This is a genomic window from Paenibacillus barengoltzii NBRC 101215, from assembly GCF_004000745.1.
GTDB lineage: Bacteria > Bacillota > Bacilli > Paenibacillales > Paenibacillaceae > Fontibacillus > Fontibacillus barengoltzii.
The window spans coordinates 1-17,710 of sequence record NZ_BILV01000100.1; the positions used below are offsets into that span (position 1 = coordinate 1).

Below are 17,710 nucleotides of genomic sequence, written 5' to 3' on the forward strand. Positions count from 1 at the left end.
GCTGCAGCGCCGCTCGCTGCCTCAGCGGCGCCAGCCACCGCCTTGGCGCCCGCCTCCGCCGCAGCGCAAAGCGCTTCCGCAGCGGGCGCCTGCGCCTGCGCCGCCTTCGCGTACCGCAGCAGCCCGCTGCGTTCCAGCAGGGCCAGCCCGCGCAACGGGTCTGGGCCCAGCACGATTTTTTCAAGCTCCATACGCACGCGCTCCGTCGCGATATAGCCGAGCTTGTCCCGGCCTGCCAGGAGCGCCTTCCACAAGCTCAAGACCGGGCGGAACCCGAAGGTCGAAGCGAACCGGACCGCCCGCATCATGCGCAACGCATCCTCCGTAAACCGTTCTTCGGCATCACCCACGCAGCGGATCAGCCTCCGTTCAATATCCATCTGTCCGCCAAACGGATCAATCAGCTCCCCTTCCAGCCCACGGGCGATGGCATTCATCGTGAAGTCCCGCCGCCGCAAATCCTCCGTCACCGCATCAACGAACTCCACGGACGTGGGACGGCGGTAATCAGCGTAATCCGATTCCTTGCGGAACGTCGTCACCTCAAACGCATGATCCTCCATCATCACCGTAACCGTGCCGTGTTGAATCCCCGTCGGGATCGTGCGTTCAAACAATCGAACCACCTCATCCGGCTTGGCTGAGGTAGCGATATCCATGTCGTGGACCGGGCGTCCCATCAGTTCGTCACGGACACAGCCCCCGACAAAAAAAGCCTGGTGCCCGCCATCTCGCAAAATACGCAGCACACGTTCCCCCTGAGCCAGCATGAGGGGGTCCACTTGACTCCAGTGTTGTTTTTCGATTACGGACACCTCCTTTCCAGTCACTACAAGCATAGACAAAAAAACGGCACAGCAAGCGCAGGACTCTCCAGCCCTGCGCCGTTACGATGCTATGAACTCATTTATCAAACTTACGGTCGCGTCAACCGCAAGCCGGATTTAACGTTGGCATTGGAACATTGAGCACACGGTAATAAATTTCTTCGTACGCAGCCATCATTTTATCACTGCTGAACTCGTGTTTGGCCCGGGATAAACAAGCTTCACGCATCCGCACGGCCAGCTCCGAATTCTTAAACAGAGAAATGCAATGCGCCGCCATCTGTTTCGTATCGCCAATCGGCGCCAAGTAGCCGGTCTCTCCGTGCTTCACCAGCTCCGGAATCCCGCCGGCGATTGAACCGATCGTTGGCACTCCGCAAGCCATTGCCTCAAGGGCGACCAAGCCAAAGCTCTCTTTCTCCGAAGGCAGCAGCAAGACGTCCGCCATGGAGATGACATGGGCGATATCGTCCTGTTTTCCGAGGAAATGCACCCGGTCGGCTAAGCCTAACTCCTTGATTTTGCATTGGATCTTGGGCAGATCCGGTCCTTCCCCCACAAACAACAGCTTCGCCGGTACTTCCTGACTAACTTGATAGAAAATATCCACCACATCACTCACCCGCTTCACCGGCCGAAAGTTGGAGATATGCATCAGCACTTTCTCGTCGGGAGCAGCAAAATTCGTCCGGCAGCTCTTGGCGTCGCGCGGATAGTACACCCGCTCATCCACAAAGTTATACGTCAAATCGATATCTCGCGTAATATCGAGGACCTCACGAGTTTCCCGCATCAAATCTCGGGACACCGACGTCACTGCATCACTTTCATTAATCGCCAGACGAATCAAGTCCTTCAGCGATTCATCCTGTGCCAGGACGGTGATATCGGTCCCATGCAGCGTTGTCACGACTTTAAGCGAGTCACCTACCATTTGTTTGGCGAGAAACGCGCATACCGCGTGGGGCACTGCGTAGTGAACATGCAGAACATCCAGTCCTTGCTCTTTGGCTACCGTAGCCATTTTGGTCGCTAACGACAAATCGTAAGGCGGATACCGGAACACGTAGTAATCGCTGACTTCAACTTCATGATAAAAAATATTTTTATGGTAACTCCCTAAGCGAAAAGGAACGCTATGCGAAATAAAATGGACTTCGTGGCCCTTATCCGCCAGCAACTTCCCAAGCTCGGTGGCCACAACCCCCGAACCGCCCAAGGATGGATAACAAGTGATGCCTATTTTCAAAAATGGTTCCATATGGTGGGGGCCTCCTTTATGTTTGTTCCCTCTTCCAGCTTATGAACGATGGGAGCCAAATAGATTAACTTGATATGCGGTTTTCGTCATAAAACCTTCAGCGAACGGAATTAGAGCACGCTGACCAATCAGGGAATCGCGGGCTTTGACCCGTTCCACATATCCCTGATTCAGCGGAGTTAAGGCAACGTCTTCCCCCGGTGAACCGGCTTCAAATTGAGAACGGTAACACCGGAGCGCCCGCTCCTTCTGCTCATAATTTGCGCTCACATCGACGATCAGATCCGGCGATACCCAGTCATTAATGAAATAAAAATAAAGCTCAGGCGCAGCCACCGCCGGCTTGTCCGGCATATACCGACGCAGCTTGGCGTTGAACACCGCCGCCTCCACCAGCTTGCTGCAATCGATATGATCGGGGTGACGATCATCCCAATACGGAGCAAAAACCATTCGCGGCGCATACTGCCGAATCACCTCAGTAACCGCGGCGAGCTGCTCCGCCGACCCGGTTAACCCGCGGTCAGGCAGTCCCAAATTGATGCGTGCGGCTAATCCGAGCACATCGGCTGCCGCCTCGGCTTCCTGCTTGCGCAGCACGGGATTGCCGTTAGAGGACAGCTCCGCTTCGGTCAAATCGCAGATGCCCACGCGGTACCCTGCAGCAGTATGCTTGGCGATGGTTCCGGCCATGCCGATTTCGGCATCGTCCGCATGTGCCCCAAAGATTAAGATATCCAGTAAACCGTTCATTTTGTCAACCCCGGTTTATTTTGTTCTACCAGTTCGCGCCAACCGAAGTCGCCGCGATCCAAGGCACGTACCAAGATCTCTGCCGTAGCCATATTCGTTGCAACGGGTATTCCATGCACGTCGCACAAGCGCAGAAGTGCAGTGATGTCCGGCTCATGGGGCTGTGCCAACAATGGGTCGCGCAGGAAGATGACCAGATCCATCTCGTTTTGAGCAATTAACGCCCCGATTTGCTGATCGCCGCCAAGCGGTCCCGATAGGAACCGATGGATTTGAAGCGAAGTATTTTCCATGATTCGTTGTCCAGTTGTTCCCGTGGAATAAAGCTTTTTCCCTTTGAATACATGTTCGTAGGCGATGACGAAATTCACGATATCTTCTTTTTTACGGTCATGAGCTATAAATGCGATGTTTAACATATGCCTTATCCCCTTTATTCATCCATGAAGTGGTCGAACCCGTAAATCATGCCCTTGCAGTCAATAACTTTCTTAATGGCCAAATTCACGCCCGGCATATAACCGGCACGCTCATACGAATCGTGACGAATCTTCAGCGTCTGGCCAAAGCCGCCGAACACCACTTCCTGCTGTGCAAATACACCAGGTAACCGGACGCTATGTATCCGGAATCCGTTATAATAACCGCCGCGTGCACCTTCAATCGTCTCTTCCTCGTTCGGGTTGCCCTGACGAAGCTCCTTCCGGTTCTGCGCGATCAGCTCCGCCGTCTTCACCGCTGTCCCTGAAGGGGCATCCAGCTTCTGGTCACCATGGTATTCGATGATCTCCAGATGTGGAAAATACTTCGCCGCCTGCGCTGCAAAACGCATCATCAGGATCGCCCCGATGGAGAAGTTTGGAGCAATCAATCCGCCGATTCCCTGCTCATGGCACAGCTTGTCCAGTTCTTCGATCTGTTCCGGCGTAAACCCGGTCGTCCCTACAACCGGCGAAACGCCGTACCGAATCGCAAGTTCGGTGTTCGTATATGCGTACTGCGGTGTCGTAAAATCAACCAGCACCCGCGGGCTCGTCTCCCGCAGCGCTTCTTCTAAATTCGTGGTGATCGGCACGCCGCAAGCCGGAAGGCCAACCAGCGTTCCGGCATCGATGCCTTCATTGGATAAATTCACAGCAGCAACCAGTTGAAGCTCCGGGTCCTGGAGCACCATTTTGACGACTTCTCTGCCCATTCTGCCTGCGGCGCCCGCCACGGCGACTTTAATCGGTTCAGACATTCGATCTCCTCACATTCTTTACTATGATGATTGCTTCATTTGCTGCTTCAACCGCTGCTCCAACTCTTTAAGCTGACCAGCTGCACCAGCGTCCAAAGGAAGGGCCGATGCGTCCCGAACCGCCTGCAGCGCAAGGTCGTAGCACTCTAATTCGCCGTAGGCGATTGCCAGCCAAACCTGCGCATCCAACGACAACGGGTCCAGCTCGACCGCACGCTTTAACATGCGGGCTGCTGGCTCAGCTGCCGCTTTCCGCTTGGCACCGGCAGCCTCCAGCTGCCGTCTGGCCATCTGCGTCAGTTCCATGGACTGCAAACGATCGTAATGCAGTTTATATTCGTCCTGCTCAGGCTCCAGCGCTGCAGCCAGACGCGCGTGTTGAAGCGCCTTATCCAGCTGCCCGCTCCGGGCACAAGTGATCGAGTAGCGATAATGGATGTCCGCGTGATCCGGCTGGACGTCCAGCGCTCGTTCGAACCAGTGCATTGCCTGTGCAAAGTCGTTTTCGTAGATGCTTCGGTAAGCTCGTTGTAAATAATCCTCCGCCTTCATATGCTATCCCCCTTTACTGTAGGGATGATCATGCTAACAGCATATGAAGATTGACCCTATTCGGTGTCCTTTTTCGTCCAACGATCCGCATCGCGGGTCGCAAATTTATGCATTACCTTATCATGGGCCTCGGTAAGATTAATCCCAAGGGAATTGGCAAAGCATATGGTAATAAACAGGATATCGCCCAATTCGAGCTCAATCGAATTTTCCGGTTCATCTTTCTTCTTTGGCTTTTCGCCAAAGGTATGGTTCACCTCGCGGGCCAGCTCGCCTACTTCCTCCGTCATGCGAGCGAGCATCGTCAGCGGGCTGAAATAGCCTTCTTTAAACTGCGAGATATAACGGTCTACTTCGCGCTGCATTTCCGCGAGAGATTTCTCATTGTTCCGATCCAAGTGCCGATCCCTCCGCTTTATGTCCCGTTTTTCCCTATGTTATCGTAAGTAGGTGACGAAAACAAATCCTTTTTTAATCGGCGAAGAAAAAGGTATACTAGGAGAGGCAGATCTATCCAATTGCCCGCAGCACAGTACATAACATAAATAACGCTAGAGACAGGTGAGGTTTTTTCATGGCATTGAGCAAATTGACCGGATTTCTAAAAACACTGCTACCCATCATGCTGGGTACGGCGATTTATGCGTTTGGCCTTCTTTATTTTATCCTACCGAACCAACTGATGGAAGGCGGGGTTACCGGTGTGACGCTGCTGCTGAACTATGCGTTTGGCATTTCGCCTTCGCTTTCCAACCTCCTGCTGAATATCCCGTTGTTTCTGATCGGCTGGAAAATCCTCGGCGGACGCTCCATTCTATGGACTGGAGTTGGTATCGGCTCGTTAACGCTCTTCCTGTGGCTGTTTGAACAGATGATCGATCATGGCTGGATATTACCGTTTGAGACACAGACGGACTATATCCTCGTCTCGTTATATGCAGGGGTGACGCTAGGGGCAGGGCTTGGCATCGTCTTCCGCTTCGGCGGCACCACCGGAGGATCGGATATTGTAGCCCGGATTCTGGGCCGCAAGTACGGGTTCAGCATGGGACAGGTCATCCTGACGCTGGACATCATCATTATCGGGTTATCGCTCTTCTATATTAGGAAGGAAAATATTTTGTACACGCTTGTAGCCGTCTATATCTCCTCGAAAGTGATCGATTTTATTCAAGAGGGCGCATATTCAGCCAAGGCGTTTACGATCATCAGCGACCATGCACCCGCGATCGCCGATATCATTACGAAGGAGATGGACCGCGGCGTTACGTTGATTCCAGCCATTGGCGCCTACTCGAAGCAAGCGAAGCATGTGGCCTACTGCGTCGTTTCCAGGCAGGAGAGTCGGAGGTTGCAATCCATCGCCAAATCGGTAGATCCACGGGCGTTTATCATCATCAATGACGTCCACGATGTGCATGGCGAAGGATTTAAAGAAGATTAAATCGCACTTACCATCAAAAAAAAGCTTAAGAGGTTTAGGGTTCTCCCTGCCTCTTAAGCTTTTTTCGTAAATCCCTGCCTAAAGCCGGTACCGATTCATCTCTTCCGCCGGGCGCTGTGCTCGAACTGCAGTTACCGCTCGATCCGCGCGATACTTCCGAATTCCCGTGTAGGTCAAGGCAAGCACGATCCACAGCCCAATCAACGCACTCCAATACCACGGACTGTCCACGCCGGTGACCGGCAGGAATACAGGCTCGTCTCCCCGGCGGCCAAACAGCGCTTTGAGTTCGCCTTCTCCTTGCTCGATCGCTCCTTTCAGAGCCTTTTCATCCCAGGATTGTGCACCGCTTAGTCCTTCAGTATACGATAGCCACGACTCAAAACGGTTGATCTCGGAGGCCGGACGACGAATCACTGCAGCCGGACGCACGACATCGTAATGATCCTGCAGCGCCTGGAACGCCTTGCGCAGCCCCGCAGGTTTGCCGCCTGCACGCGCCTGTTTCATCTGCTGCAAATCATCGGACATCACTTTATAATATTGCTGCCATAAGGCCTTATCGGGATGTAGCAAACTATTGACCGCCAGCCGCAGCCGGGCTGAGGATAGCGCCCAGGCTTCAGGCTGAGCATCCGCCCTAACTAACGTCTCTTTGGTGTCCATAATCGTTTCCGCCAAGGCATGGATACCCTCTACCGAGGTTAACCCCTTAAAGGATACGCCCTCCAGCGCTTGGATTAACGCCTCCATGTCGGCCAGCGCTTCTTGGCCACTCCCTTGCTGCATATGCTCATATAGCCGTTCCGATGCCAATTCCAGCTGCTTGAGCCGCTCGCTGCGTTCCTGTTCGGACATCGCCGGCGTCCCTGCCTTGGACGTAGATGGCTTGCTCTCGGTTCCGTTCTTCACAGGCTCTGCAAATACCACCGAAGTCCATAGCAGCGTCGCGGCAAGCAAAGTCAGTACGGCTGTTGCTCCTCTCAACCAAGTTCTTCTCACGGACATCCCCTCCCTACCATCATGGTATGGCAGGCTGTCCTACGTTAGAACCCCGGCCTCAAGCGCGTTTGGCTTGTTTCAGCGCAAGCCAGCCGGCAGCAACGCTCGCTACCGTCAAGATTACGGTAAAGACCGCCACTGCAGGAACGTCATCCCACAACGTCTCCGGTAACCAGGGATAAACTTCGTAGGTATAATCCACCGTATCATTGAGCAGCGTCCAAGCACCGGCCCCAAGCAACATAAACGTCCCAAACTTGTACAATCGGACGAACAACAACGCCTCTACGGCCATCGCCAAATGGGAGGCGACCAGCATCCAGTCCTGCCACACCAGCTCGCTCCCCTGATAGGCCCCGGCGAAAATCATCGTTACGGCCCACACCCCGTATTTCACACTCGTCACGACCGCTAGCCCCTCGATCAAGGTACGGAGGCGGAAGTATTTCGCTAACTTCGACGGGAACAGCAGGAACAACAGGCTTAACGTGAAGAATAAGCTGGCGGTTGGGCTGTCGGGGACGAACACGATTTGCCAATGTGGATGATTCCGCCAGGTGTCCAGCAACTGCGCATCGTACCATATATAGCCGTAAATCGTTCCCAAGAGATTACATACGAACAAAGCCCAAAGTATGAAGCGGGAGGATAGAAACTTTGTACCCCATAGATCCGATATCTTCAAGCGCGATCTCCCTCTTTTTCTACAATAATAGTACGATAGCTTAAAAAAACCTGATCGTAAGACGATCAGGTTTTTCATTATTACTTATTTTACTGTTCTGCTTTTTGTTTCGCAAGCCATTCAGCCAAGTGGTCGATGTCTTGATCCGTCAAGCCCGCGCTGATCGCAGTATCGTACATTGCAGGCATCTTGCCATTGTATCCTTCTTTAATAATCGAAAGGATTGCGTCCTTATCATGCTTGTCACCAACGCCGCGAAGCGAAGGTCCAGCCCCGCCTTTCAGGTCAGCCCCATGGCATGATACGCAGGTCGCTTTCTTGTATGCATCCATGGCCGGATCGTCCTTATCCACGATCGCCACTTCTTCCTGACGGTTCGCATTCGACGTAGGCAAGCCCTTCTCCCGATTCTCACGGGCTTGTTCTTCCCGTTGAATATGTTCCGGTACTTGACCTGTTGCTTGCAGTTCTTTCTGGTAATGCGTCCAAGCGAAGTTCGTCAAGTAAACAACCGCGGCAATCGAAAGAAACATCAGTGTCGAGGCGATCGGACGCTTATAGAAGCGGCGTTCCTTACCGCGATCCAAAAATGGAGCGAGCAGCAAGCCGCCGAACATCACAGCCGGAATCCCCATTGTACCGAGAACGACGTAATCGCCGGAGGCATATGGATATTTCAAATATTGATACAGGAACAGGAAGTACCAGTCCGGCATCGGGATAACCGAAGCCGTCGGATTGGCCGGGAAGCCCAGCGGAGCCGGTTCTGATATAGTCAGCGCCAGGAATCCAACGAGTACAACAACGCCAACCATCCATTCCTTCAGCAAAAAGTTAGGAATGAACGCTTCCGACTTGCCGGGATACGCCGTATAGTCCGGAGGCGCTATAAAGCCCTTGCCCTTACGGACGCGGGAGTCGCCGACATATACGACCTTTTCCTTCGAATTGTCATGATGAGCCATGTCCTTTTTGCCCCCCTTCTCTTATAGAGGTCTTTCGAAACTATTTTCAATTCAATTGGATCAGCTATGTCCCACGCTTCTTATAGCGGACCGGAAATCCCTTGTCTGCGGATCATGATAAAGTGACCTACCAGGAGGATCAGCAATACCGCAGGCAGGAAGAATACGTGAATGGCAAAGAACCGAGTTAACGTTTCCGCCCCTACAATCGTTCCGCCTTGCAGCAATTCCTTAATAACCGGACCCAACACCGGTACAGAGTTGGCAATTTCCAACGTTACCTTCGTTGCGAAATAAGCTTTGTTATCCCATGGCAGCAGATATCCCGTCAAACCAAGACCGATCATGACGAAGAAGATCAGCATACCGACTACCCAGTTCATTTCGCGTGGTGCCTTGTAGGAACCGGTGAAGAAAACGCGAAGCGTATGTAGAAACATCATCACGATAACCAAGCTGGCTCCCCAGTGGTGCATCCCGCGGACAATCTGGCCAAAGGCGACCTGAGTCTGCAAGTATTCTACACTGGCATAAGCGTTAATAATATCGGGAACGTAATACATGGTCAAGAACATCCCCGATAAGATCTGGATTACCGTAATAAAGAACGTCAAGCCGCCGAAGCAATACACAAACGCGGAGAAGTGATGCGCAGGGTTCACGTGCTCCGGAACCTCGTGATCGGCTACATCGCGCCAAATCGGCGTGATATCAAGACGTTCGTCAATCCAGTTGTATACATTCTTAAACATCCGTATCTACGCCTCCTTATTTCACGATGGTGTTCGGGATGATATCCCCCAGATAAACCCAGTCATCCTTGATCATAACCTTGTACTCGTCAAGCGGCTTCGACGCGACCGCCAGCTGCTTACCTTCTTTGGTGTAATGTGCACCGTGGCATGGGCAGTGATATTCATCTGGGAAGTTCTTGTCGTTATTCCAACCAACCGTACATCCCAAATGTTTACAAATCGGTGAAAGCGCATAAATTTTGCCGCTTTCGTCTTTGCGAATCCAAGCCGTCAGGGAAGCTGTGCTTAAGTACCAACCGTCTTGCTGCTTGAGCTCGAACGAAAATTCCTGTGGTTCGTTGGTAATTTTGCTCACTTCCACAACTTTAACGAAGGTCCCTTCGCCTTTCTTATGCAAAATCGGATCAACCGCAAAACGAACCATAGGAAGCGTCACCCCACCCACCATGAATGCTGTGGCGCCCCCTAGCGTATATGTAAGAAATTGCCGACGGGACATCTCTTTGCGAATAGGCGGTTTGTGCGAGGATTCCTGCTGGTCATGCTGATTGCTCATATGTCTTCAACCCCCCTTGTCAAGCAATTGTTTCCGTGCGTTTCAATGATAATTATCACAACATCGCGTAAGACATATTAATAATATATTAGCGTTTTAAGAGCGTCAAGAATTTGACACATTTTTTTGACCCGCAAAAAGCTTGTCCCACTTGAAATTGTCGATATTTTGTCACAATCACCACCGCTATTGAGCTTGCCACATTTCTTGGACTGCCGCCTTCACTCGTGCCGCAGCTCCTTCCTTCGAATCCGCCGCAAAACGGCCTGGCGTCACGATTAAATCCGCCTCTGGAAGCCCCGCATCTCCCCATTCAAAATCAGCTGAGATGACCACAGCGTACTTAAATCCGCTGCTCTTGACATTTCGGCACAAATCGTTTAAGTTCTGCGCCATATCCGGCGTCTCGTATTGATACGACGGGTATGTCACGACCCTTCCCTTGAAAGGGATTTCCACCCAATCAAGGATATCTCTCAGTCTTTCCAACTTTTCGGTGACTTCATACGGACGTTCTTGTCCAGATAATCCTGTGACCGGAATCAAGCAGGTATCCAGGTATGGGCTAAGCTCTTCCCAAGCGGAAGCTTCAATTTCACTAAATTTCATGTTGCATCCCCTTCTTCGATCAATGTCTTCCCATTATAAACAGGGATCATTGACAAATCCATCCTTCATCTCCTTCACAAAAAAACCGTCCCATCCGTTCGTATTGCTGTGAACAGATAGGGCGGTTTGCTTTTAGCGTTCTTCCAGTGTTTTCAGTTCATCCGTCAGGAGCCGGAAGGCAACCTCGTCGCCATTCGCCAAGGCGGTGTCAATCTCGTTGTAGATCTGTTCCGAGCGATGCTTCCGGAGCGCTTCGTCCCATATCATTTCCGCCGCCAATCCAAGCATTGCTTCATAAGTAACCTTCATCTGATCCATAGGATGCACCTCCAAACCATCGTTACATTGAATATTGTTCTCCATACCGTCACACATCTCGTAGATTCTGTCACTTCAACAACCTGCTCATACTTAAAGATATTCACTGATATCTTCGCCGATATGGGACGTTTGCCCCCATTCTCATGAATATGTCTGTGCCTAGCGGCATTCGCGGAACTAGGTCTAACCCTTATGGATTTGCTGAACCGCTTGCTTTCCGAACGGGGAAGCCTGCACATATCGTTCGCGCTGCTCGTCTTCTCCGAAGCGCACCATTCCGAGATGAAGCATCATCTGCAGGATCCGCTCTTCAAAGATCGAAGCTGGGGAGTCGTAGAAGAACGGCTTGATCAGCGGCTCCACTCGTTCGAAGAGCGAGGAAACCGTCACCCATTCTTTCGAACAACAGACAATCCAGTAGACGAGGGACAGCAAATTGGGAATTGGTCCTTTATATAATCTTAACCAAAAGCGAACGAACTGGATCATCGGTTCCTTTCGTTCCTCCGTCAGGTAGGCCACTCCCGTATCCGTCAGTTCCAATCGATGGTTGTTCTCTTGAATGAGACGGGAATGATAGGCATAGTCGTAGAGCAGCGCAAACCGATTGGGATAATCCTTAAAACGGCGGCCATACCCGAAACGCCACCCTCTGCCTACCAGCCCCTCGGAGACGTGCAGCGATTCCATAATCTGTGACTGATTTCTCCGATACATCACACCTTCGCTATTTAGCGGAATGTCATGCTTGGACACGTATTGCAGGAAGAGCAACAGGTCGGCGGATAACATCTCCGGCTCCTCCCGGTGCATCGGCGGTTCGGCGGCGGCCGCCTTCACCTCGGCAAGAAACCGGCGTTCCAGTGCTTCGCGGAAACGCTGCTTCAAGTCCTCCGGAACCTCAAACAGATAGCGAGTTTGCTGGGTGGTGCCATTAAACAGCCAACCCTGCTGGCGAAAGCGGGTGATCATCTCCCGCGGACTTTCCCGTTCCTTCGCATCTTCCGTAAACCGCGAGCCCTGTGCACAGGCAACCAATTCCTCCAGGCTGAACTGACGACGACCATCAAACAGCAGGGTGTTCAGGAAGCGCAAATCCTCCATACTCATGCTGCCGATATAGCGCTCGATAAAATCGCGGCGCCCTACTGTCTGCAGGATGGATTGAATCAGTTCATGCTTCGAGTGCCCGTTGCATTCACAGCGGTAATGATCCGCTATTCTGCTAAGTTGTCCGATATCGGCATAAGTGAGCATATCCGCAAGATTCATAGTTTTACCGCCTCGCCGTTTTAATCCCATTATGGGAAGGTTTTCCGGCGTTTATTCCCTGAAAGCAAAATTATTCCATGAAATAGGCAAAAAAAGAAACCGGCCTAAGCCGATTTACTTTGGTTCCTGGACGCTTTCCTGCAGATGACGCGTACAATTATAAAGCCGCAGGTCCCAGGATTGCTCGTTTTTCTCCAGAATGGTGAGCGATAAGTTGCCGATGCGCTCCTGGCATCTCTCCTGATACAAGGCAATGTATAACTGAGCCAACAGGCCGCCGTGGGTAACGACCAGGATGTTATTCGACGGGTAACGCTCCGCCAAATCGGTCATAAAAGACAAGGCCCGCTGACGAATCTCCTCATCCTTCTCCTGCCCGAGTTCATGGCGATCCCAATCTTTTCCCCATAAGGCTTCCCTTTCTGTTAGCGTCAGCCCCTCAACCTTGCCAAACGACCGTTCCATCAACCGTGGATCCGGATCGTATAGCGGAATCCCGAGCGCATCGGCGATGATCGAACCGGTCTCCCGCGCCCGTGACAACGTGCTCGTCAGGACGAAATCCCAGCGGTATTCGTTTTCCTCCTTCAATCTTCTGCCCAGCAGCTCGGCTTGACGCCGTCCCTCATCGTTTAACGGAATATCGCTTTGTCCTTGAATTCTTCCGATTGCGTTCCAATCGGTAAGTCCATGGCGAATTAACCCAACGAGCATAATCATCCCCCTTTAGATGTAAAAACGCCCCGCCCGCTCCGAAAGCGGGAGAAGCGTTAGGACCCAAGTTTATCTTTTGGTTCGGCGCAGCCCTTTCCAGGAAAAGAGCGCCAGCAGCATACCGCCCATGGACAGGTACATCCAATATTGCGGATAGGCCGGACCCATTTGTACCGCAAAAGGCTCTACAATCCCACGCGAGACGCTAGTTAAGGCGATTGAGAAATCCTCATACGTATCCGACTCCGATCCCGCTACCACAACGGCGGCCGGGAGAATCCCGGTCGTCGGCTCGGCACTTTTCTGGTCCGTCGTAAAATGATCCATCAGCAGGAATCCAAAACTAAAGACGAAGATCGCAAGGAAGCTGGCGGCCCAAATCACCACCCGCCGCCGAATACGACGGGTCACGCCGCGCTTCACATCGGGAGCCAGCCAAGGCGATTCGGCATAAATCCGGTCCATCACTCGCCGGTTGACCGCTTCCGCTTGCTCTTCTGTCACTTCGATCGGTATGTACTGCAGCATGTCCAGGCATTCTTCCCATTGTTGGTATTCGCCCGCGCAAGACTCGCAGCCCAAAAGATGCTGTTCCAGCATTAGCCGCTGTGGGTGTTGTTCGGGCAAGTCCCGTAACAATCCGAACAATTCTTGGGCCTCTTTACAATTCATCTGCTTTTCATCCCTTCGTAATGCTCGTAGATGGGTTCATAAAAGTAGGGTTCAAGCTGACTCTTTACACTGCTGCGCGCCCGGAACAATAGCGACTTCACGGCGCTGACGCTTTGTCCCAGTATGTTAGCGATCTCCTGATAATCCAATTGATCGTATTCACGCAAGATCAAAGCTGACCGTTGCTTCTCCGGCAAATTGTTGATCGCTTCTCTCACCATGCCCACTTTCTCGCTCCGTAATACTGCTTGCTCCGGAGCGACCTCGCTGGGGGCTACGGGGATAATCCCGCTTTCCTCCAGGGGGACGTTGCCGTTTCGTTGCTTGCGGAGCTCACTGAGCACGGTGTTACGGGCAATCGTGTACAACCAGGTTGAGAATGAAGCATCCAGCTCTCTAAAGGAATGCAAGCTGCGAAATGCTTTATAGAACGTTTCCGAGCATAAATCTTCAGCAAGCAGCTCTAAATGAGCGCTCTTTAACATGTGGTACACGAAAGCTAGGATCTTCCGCTGATACCTTCGCATCAGCTCCGAATACAGTTCCGTGTTACCTTCCTTAATTTCGCGAATCATTTGGGAATCCGTCATTTGGGTGCGATCCTCCTCGCGCTTCCATAGGCCATCTTCCCGTTCGATTCTTTCCTAAATAATTACCGAACAGGGGCGAAAAAGTTGCGGTGATCTATGTAACATAAACTAAAAAATATCATACCAACAAGACAGCAAATTAACAGCATTGCCAAACATTGAGGATATTATACCATAGGAGTAGGAATTAAAAAAATATGCGTTCACGCATTATTCATGACAAAAGCGAAATTAATACGAATCCCCTTTACCATATGATCCACAAATTCCCAGACCCTTGCCTGGGGCAAGGGTCTGGTCTGCGTATTGCGTATATGATGAAGCTCTCAAGTTGTGCTTGTGCCGGCATCCGTTGTCGCGTATAACTGCGCAACGGCTTGGCGGACGTCATCCGCCAAGGTTATGGCGGAGATCACGGCAACGCCATCGGCACCGGCGCGAATCACGTCGCCGGCTGTTTCGGCCGTAATGCCGCCGATGCCAACCAGCGGCAAGGTGATCCCGCGGTCGCGAAGCTCGCGGAGAATCGCCGGCCCTTGCGGCGCTTTGGCGTCCGCCTTCGAGGCCGTGGGGTAGATCGGCCCGATGCCGAGGTAATCGGCGCCATGCCGCACGGCGGCCTCCGCCTCGGCGAACGTGTGCGCGGAGACGCCGAGGATGCGGTCGCCGATCCGGGCGCGAACCCGCGCGGCCGCCTCGTCCTCCTGACCGACATGCACGCCGTCGGCATGAATCGCAAGGGCCAGTTCCACGTCATCGTTGACGAGGAACGGCACGCCCCTCCGGCGGCATGCGGCCAGCAGCTGGGCGGCTAGCGCCCGCAGCGGCTCCCCGGTGAGCGCTCCCGGTCCCTTCTCGCGGAACTGCACCAGCGTCACGCCGCCGTCCAGCGCCGCCTCCAGTACGCGAAGCGGATGGTCGCGGCAGTTCGGGCTGCCGAGGACCAGATACGTGCGCAGCAGCTGGCGCATCCGGTCTGCCGCAATCCGCCCGCTTCCAACTCCGCCGCTCATCGGGACGCTCCTTGCAGCCGGCGATAGGCAAAATGGTTGGTCGGGCCGTGCCCTTGCCCCAATCCAAGCTCATGTTCAATCGCCGCTTGAATGAAAGCACGCGCAATTCGCACCGCGTCTAAAGTCGGCGTTCCCTTGGCAAGCTCCGCCGTTAATGCCGCCGAGAATGTGCAGCCCGTGCCGTGCGTATGCACAGTGGGGATTCGCCGCTCCACCATTTCGGTGAAGGTGGTGCCATCATAATATAAATCCACAACCTGCTCACCGGTATCGGCATCATGCCCGCCCTTAATGACAACCTGTTGCACGCCGTAGGCACAAATCCGTTTTGCGGCCTTACGGCGGTCCTCCATGCTGCGGATAGACAGTCCGGACAGCACCTCCGCTTCGGGAAGGTTCGGCGTCACGATGTACGCCAGCGGCAGCAGCTGTGAGCGTAACGCCTGCACCGCTTCCGTCTGGAGCAAGGATGCGCCGCCTTTAGCGATCATCACCGGGTCAACAACGACCCGGTTCCAGCTGAACGCGCGGATTTGCGCGGCCACTGCTCCGATGATTTCGGCGCTGAACAGCATACCGGTCTTTAGCGCATCTACACCAAGGTCAGAGCCCACCGCTTCGATTTGCTCTGCCGCGGCTTCCGGCGGCAACGGGTAGACGTTGGAGACGCCGAGCGTATTCTGAACCGTCACAGCGGTAATCGCCGACATTCCGAAAACGCCCAGCTCCTGGAACGTTTTCAGATCGGCCTGGATGCCAGCCCCGCCGCCGCTGTCCGATCCGGCAATCGTTAAGGCCCTGGCGATCTGGCTCATCCGACCCACCACCCGCCGGCTCCGGTCGCCTGAAATTCACGCACCGCCGCGTGCCCTTTGAGCGAATGCGGGTGCAGCTTTGCCAGCTCGTCAAGAAACGCGATCTGGAAGCTGCCCGGGCCGGCCGAAGCCGTCCGCTCGGCAGCGCGGGACGCGGCAGCGCCGTAAAATGCCAGCCCGGCCGTGCCGGCCAGCAGCAGATCGCGCTCCACCGCGGCGAAAGCCCCCAGCACCGACGTCAGCAGGCATCCCGTGCCGGTCACTTGTGTGAGCAGCGCGTCCCCGCCGCTCACGATCCGGCACTTCAGCCCGTCGGTGATGACGTCTTCACGGCCGGTGATCGCCACGACCGTGTTCAGCGCCCGCGCGGCCCGCACGGCAAGCTCGGCCGCCTCGGCGCTCGCGGAGTCGCCGGCGTCGACGCCCTTGATCTCGCGGGCTTCGCCAACGAGATGGGCGATCTCCGCCGCGTTGCCGCGCACGAGCGCCACCTTCACCTCGCGCAGGATGCGCAGCGCCGCCTCCGTCCGGAAGGCGGTCGCTCCCGCGCCCACCGGATCAAGCAGCACCGGCACGCCGTGGTCGTTCGCCGACTGGCCGGCAAGGATCATTGCCTCCACCTGCGGCGTCGACAACGTGCCGATGTTGAGGACAAGCGCGCCGGCGATCTTGGCCATGTCGGCCACCTCCTCCGGCGCATACGCCATGACCGGCGACGCGCCAAGCGCGTACAAGCCGTTCGCCGTAAAATTCGTAACGACCACGTTTGTGATGTTATGAACGAGCGGTTTTGTATTTTGCACCTTTTGCAGCACTTGGGCTAGTTCTTTTTCCAGTACACTCATGTAGGTTTAACCTCTCTTTCGATCATTTGGCTTGTATCGATGGATCAGTAGCTTGGCGCGAAGTTATGGCTGAAGCACCGGCATCGCCACCGGCCAATCTTCCAACCGATAAGCCATGTCCCAGAAGAGATATTCCAGCTGGCAGCTCTGCATAAAGTGGTCGACCATGCGTTGGCGCTCCGCCGGATTGGCGGTTTCCGCCCATTGATCCAACGCCTGTTTGAACTTCTCTGTGACACCTCCTGCACGTTGACCGTAGAAGGTGATCCACTCATAGTACGGATGCTCCGGCGTCGGCTGCACTTCCTCAAGCAGCTTCTGGCCAATCTCCAGATACGTCCACGGACAAGGCAGAAGCACGGCGTAAATTTCCCCCAAAGTTCCTTCATGAGCTACTGTCAGCATATGACGGATATAATGATGCGCCGATGGGGCCAGCGGAAAGCCTTGCAAATCTTCAAATTTCACCCCGGCCACCCGGCAAAAATTGTGATGCGGATGAATCTCGCTGTTGAGAATAAAATCGATCTGTTGGTTAAACACCGCGATCTCCTCGCGGGTCTGGCACTTGGAAATCGCAATCCCGTAAATTCGCATATACGCATTCAGATACTCAAAATCTTGCTTGACGTAATGAATGAGTTGTTCTTTCTGTAACCGGCCTTCCGCAATACCTCTGACAAAGGGATGATCAAATATCGCTTGATAAATTCCGTCCGCCTGCCTACGCAACTCTTGAGAAAATCCCAAATTCTCCACCTCCACATATTTTGGCTAGGAAATCCTCTGAGAGGACAACAGCAAACCGAGCTGCCAGAG

The 17,710-nt window shown here is 53.7% G+C and carries 23 protein-coding genes; 1 reads left to right on the forward strand and 22 read right to left on the reverse strand.

The annotated features are described in order from the left end of the window. The 7 genes from PBA01S_RS20680 to PBA01S_RS20710 all read right to left on the reverse strand — a co-directional run. The coding region (locus tag PBA01S_RS20680; protein ID WP_255315404.1) for a CCA tRNA nucleotidyltransferase at window positions 1–770 on the reverse strand (770 nt) is incomplete at its 3' end. Between the two features lie 157 nt (window positions 771–927). Further along, complete coding sequence (gene bshA, locus PBA01S_RS20685) at window positions 928–2,088, reverse strand: N-acetyl-alpha-D-glucosaminyl L-malate synthase BshA (RefSeq protein ID WP_127576637.1); 1,161 nt, start codon at window positions 2,086–2,088, stop codon at window positions 928–930. Window positions 2,089–2,127: 39 nt separating this feature from the next. Beyond that, a complete protein-coding gene (gene bshB1 / locus PBA01S_RS20690; RefSeq protein WP_028539168.1) occupies window positions 2,128–2,841 on the reverse strand; it encodes a bacillithiol biosynthesis deacetylase BshB1 in 714 nt (237 codons plus the stop codon). Then, window positions 2,838–3,260, reverse strand: coding sequence for a methylglyoxal synthase (mgsA, locus tag PBA01S_RS20695; protein ID WP_028539169.1), 423 nt, complete (start codon window positions 3,258–3,260; stop codon window positions 2,838–2,840). Before mgsA ends, bshB1 begins: the two co-directional genes overlap by 4 nt. A 14-nt stretch (window positions 3,261–3,274) precedes the next feature. After that, a complete protein-coding gene (dapB, locus tag PBA01S_RS20700; RefSeq protein WP_028539170.1) occupies window positions 3,275–4,081 on the reverse strand; it encodes a 4-hydroxy-tetrahydrodipicolinate reductase in 807 nt (268 codons plus the stop codon). A 21-nt stretch (window positions 4,082–4,102) separates the two neighbouring features. Next, the gene (locus PBA01S_RS20705; RefSeq protein ID WP_016311831.1) at window positions 4,103–4,633 is read right to left on the reverse strand and encodes a tetratricopeptide repeat protein; all 531 of its coding nucleotides are present in this window, start codon (window positions 4,631–4,633) and stop codon (window positions 4,103–4,105) included. Window positions 4,634–4,689: 56 nt separating this feature from the next. Further along, window positions 4,690–4,998 carry a nucleotide pyrophosphohydrolase gene (locus tag PBA01S_RS20710; protein ID WP_036700413.1) on the reverse strand — a complete coding sequence of 103 codons (309 nt, stop codon included), beginning with the start codon at window positions 4,996–4,998 and terminating at the stop codon, window positions 4,690–4,692. Between the two features lie 209 nt (window positions 4,999–5,207). Between PBA01S_RS20710 and PBA01S_RS20715 the strand changes: the two genes are divergently transcribed. Next, window positions 5,208–6,077 carry a YitT family protein gene (locus PBA01S_RS20715; RefSeq protein ID WP_016311829.1) on the forward strand — a complete coding sequence of 290 codons (870 nt, stop codon included), beginning with the start codon at window positions 5,208–5,210 and terminating at the stop codon, window positions 6,075–6,077. 78 nt (window positions 6,078–6,155) lie between these two features. On the opposite strand, the gene PBA01S_RS20720 is transcribed toward PBA01S_RS20715, so the two are convergent. The 15 genes from PBA01S_RS20720 to tenA all read right to left on the reverse strand — a co-directional run bounded on the left by PBA01S_RS20720 (window position 6,156) and on the right by tenA (window position 17,641). Next, window positions 6,156–7,079 carry a sporulation protein YpjB gene (locus PBA01S_RS20720; protein ID WP_016311828.1) on the reverse strand — a complete coding sequence of 308 codons (924 nt, stop codon included), beginning with the start codon at window positions 7,077–7,079 and terminating at the stop codon, window positions 6,156–6,158. Between the two features lie 58 nt (window positions 7,080–7,137). Then, window positions 7,138–7,764: a DUF1405 domain-containing protein gene (locus PBA01S_RS20725; protein ID WP_085279333.1), complete on the reverse strand. Its 627-nt coding sequence runs from the start codon at window positions 7,762–7,764 to the stop codon at window positions 7,138–7,140. Between the two features lie 89 nt (window positions 7,765–7,853). Continuing rightward, on the reverse strand, window positions 7,854–8,729 hold the full coding sequence (locus tag PBA01S_RS20730) for a menaquinol-cytochrome c reductase cytochrome b/c subunit (RefSeq protein ID WP_028539174.1): 876 nt from the start codon (window positions 8,727–8,729) through the stop codon (window positions 7,854–7,856). An 80-nt stretch (window positions 8,730–8,809) separates the two neighbouring features. Beyond that, the gene (gene qcrB, locus PBA01S_RS20735) at window positions 8,810–9,481 is read right to left on the reverse strand and encodes a menaquinol-cytochrome c reductase cytochrome b subunit (protein WP_016311825.1); all 672 of its coding nucleotides are present in this window, start codon (window positions 9,479–9,481) and stop codon (window positions 8,810–8,812) included. A 16-nt stretch (window positions 9,482–9,497) separates the two neighbouring features. After that, window positions 9,498–10,040: a Rieske (2Fe-2S) protein gene (locus tag PBA01S_RS20740; protein ID WP_016311824.1), complete on the reverse strand. Its 543-nt coding sequence runs from the start codon at window positions 10,038–10,040 to the stop codon at window positions 9,498–9,500. A 186-nt stretch (window positions 10,041–10,226) separates the two neighbouring features. After that, the gene (locus PBA01S_RS20745) at window positions 10,227–10,649 is read right to left on the reverse strand and encodes a DUF2487 family protein (RefSeq protein ID WP_016311823.1); all 423 of its coding nucleotides are present in this window, start codon (window positions 10,647–10,649) and stop codon (window positions 10,227–10,229) included. Window positions 10,650–10,781: 132 nt separating this feature from the next. Continuing rightward, window positions 10,782–10,967 carry an IDEAL domain-containing protein gene (locus PBA01S_RS20750; protein ID WP_009226994.1) on the reverse strand — a complete coding sequence of 62 codons (186 nt, stop codon included), beginning with the start codon at window positions 10,965–10,967 and terminating at the stop codon, window positions 10,782–10,784. Between the two features lie 186 nt (window positions 10,968–11,153). Then, window positions 11,154–12,242, reverse strand: coding sequence for a hypothetical protein (locus tag PBA01S_RS20755; RefSeq protein ID WP_127576638.1), 1,089 nt, complete (start codon window positions 12,240–12,242; stop codon window positions 11,154–11,156). Window positions 12,243–12,356: 114 nt separating this feature from the next. Further along, complete coding sequence (locus tag PBA01S_RS20760) at window positions 12,357–12,956, reverse strand: histidine phosphatase family protein (RefSeq protein ID WP_009226996.1); 600 nt, start codon at window positions 12,954–12,956, stop codon at window positions 12,357–12,359. A gap of 69 nt (window positions 12,957–13,025) precedes the next feature. Further along, entirely contained in the window at window positions 13,026–13,628 is a 603-nt protein-coding gene (locus tag PBA01S_RS20765; protein WP_009226997.1) for an anti-sigma factor family protein, read from the reverse strand. After that, the gene (locus PBA01S_RS20770; RefSeq protein ID WP_028539176.1) at window positions 13,625–14,218 is read right to left on the reverse strand and encodes an RNA polymerase sigma factor; all 594 of its coding nucleotides are present in this window, start codon (window positions 14,216–14,218) and stop codon (window positions 13,625–13,627) included. The genes PBA01S_RS20765 and PBA01S_RS20770 overlap by 4 nt, the downstream gene beginning before the upstream one ends. Window positions 14,219–14,544: 326 nt before the next feature. Then, the gene (thiE, locus tag PBA01S_RS20775) at window positions 14,545–15,231 is read right to left on the reverse strand and encodes a thiamine phosphate synthase (RefSeq protein ID WP_085279337.1); all 687 of its coding nucleotides are present in this window, start codon (window positions 15,229–15,231) and stop codon (window positions 14,545–14,547) included. After that, window positions 15,228–16,046, reverse strand: a complete 819-nt coding sequence (thiD, locus tag PBA01S_RS20780) for a bifunctional hydroxymethylpyrimidine kinase/phosphomethylpyrimidine kinase (RefSeq protein ID WP_028539178.1) — start codon at window positions 16,044–16,046, stop codon at window positions 15,228–15,230. The genes thiE and thiD overlap by 4 nt, the downstream gene beginning before the upstream one ends. Next, window positions 16,043–16,891: a hydroxyethylthiazole kinase gene (gene thiM, locus PBA01S_RS20785; RefSeq protein ID WP_028539179.1), complete on the reverse strand. Its 849-nt coding sequence runs from the start codon at window positions 16,889–16,891 to the stop codon at window positions 16,043–16,045. Before thiM ends, thiD begins: the two co-directional genes overlap by 4 nt. A gap of 63 nt (window positions 16,892–16,954) precedes the next feature. Next, entirely contained in the window at window positions 16,955–17,641 is a 687-nt protein-coding gene (tenA, locus tag PBA01S_RS20790; RefSeq protein WP_028539180.1) for a thiaminase II, read from the reverse strand. Window positions 17,642–17,710: the final 69 nt, after the last annotated feature.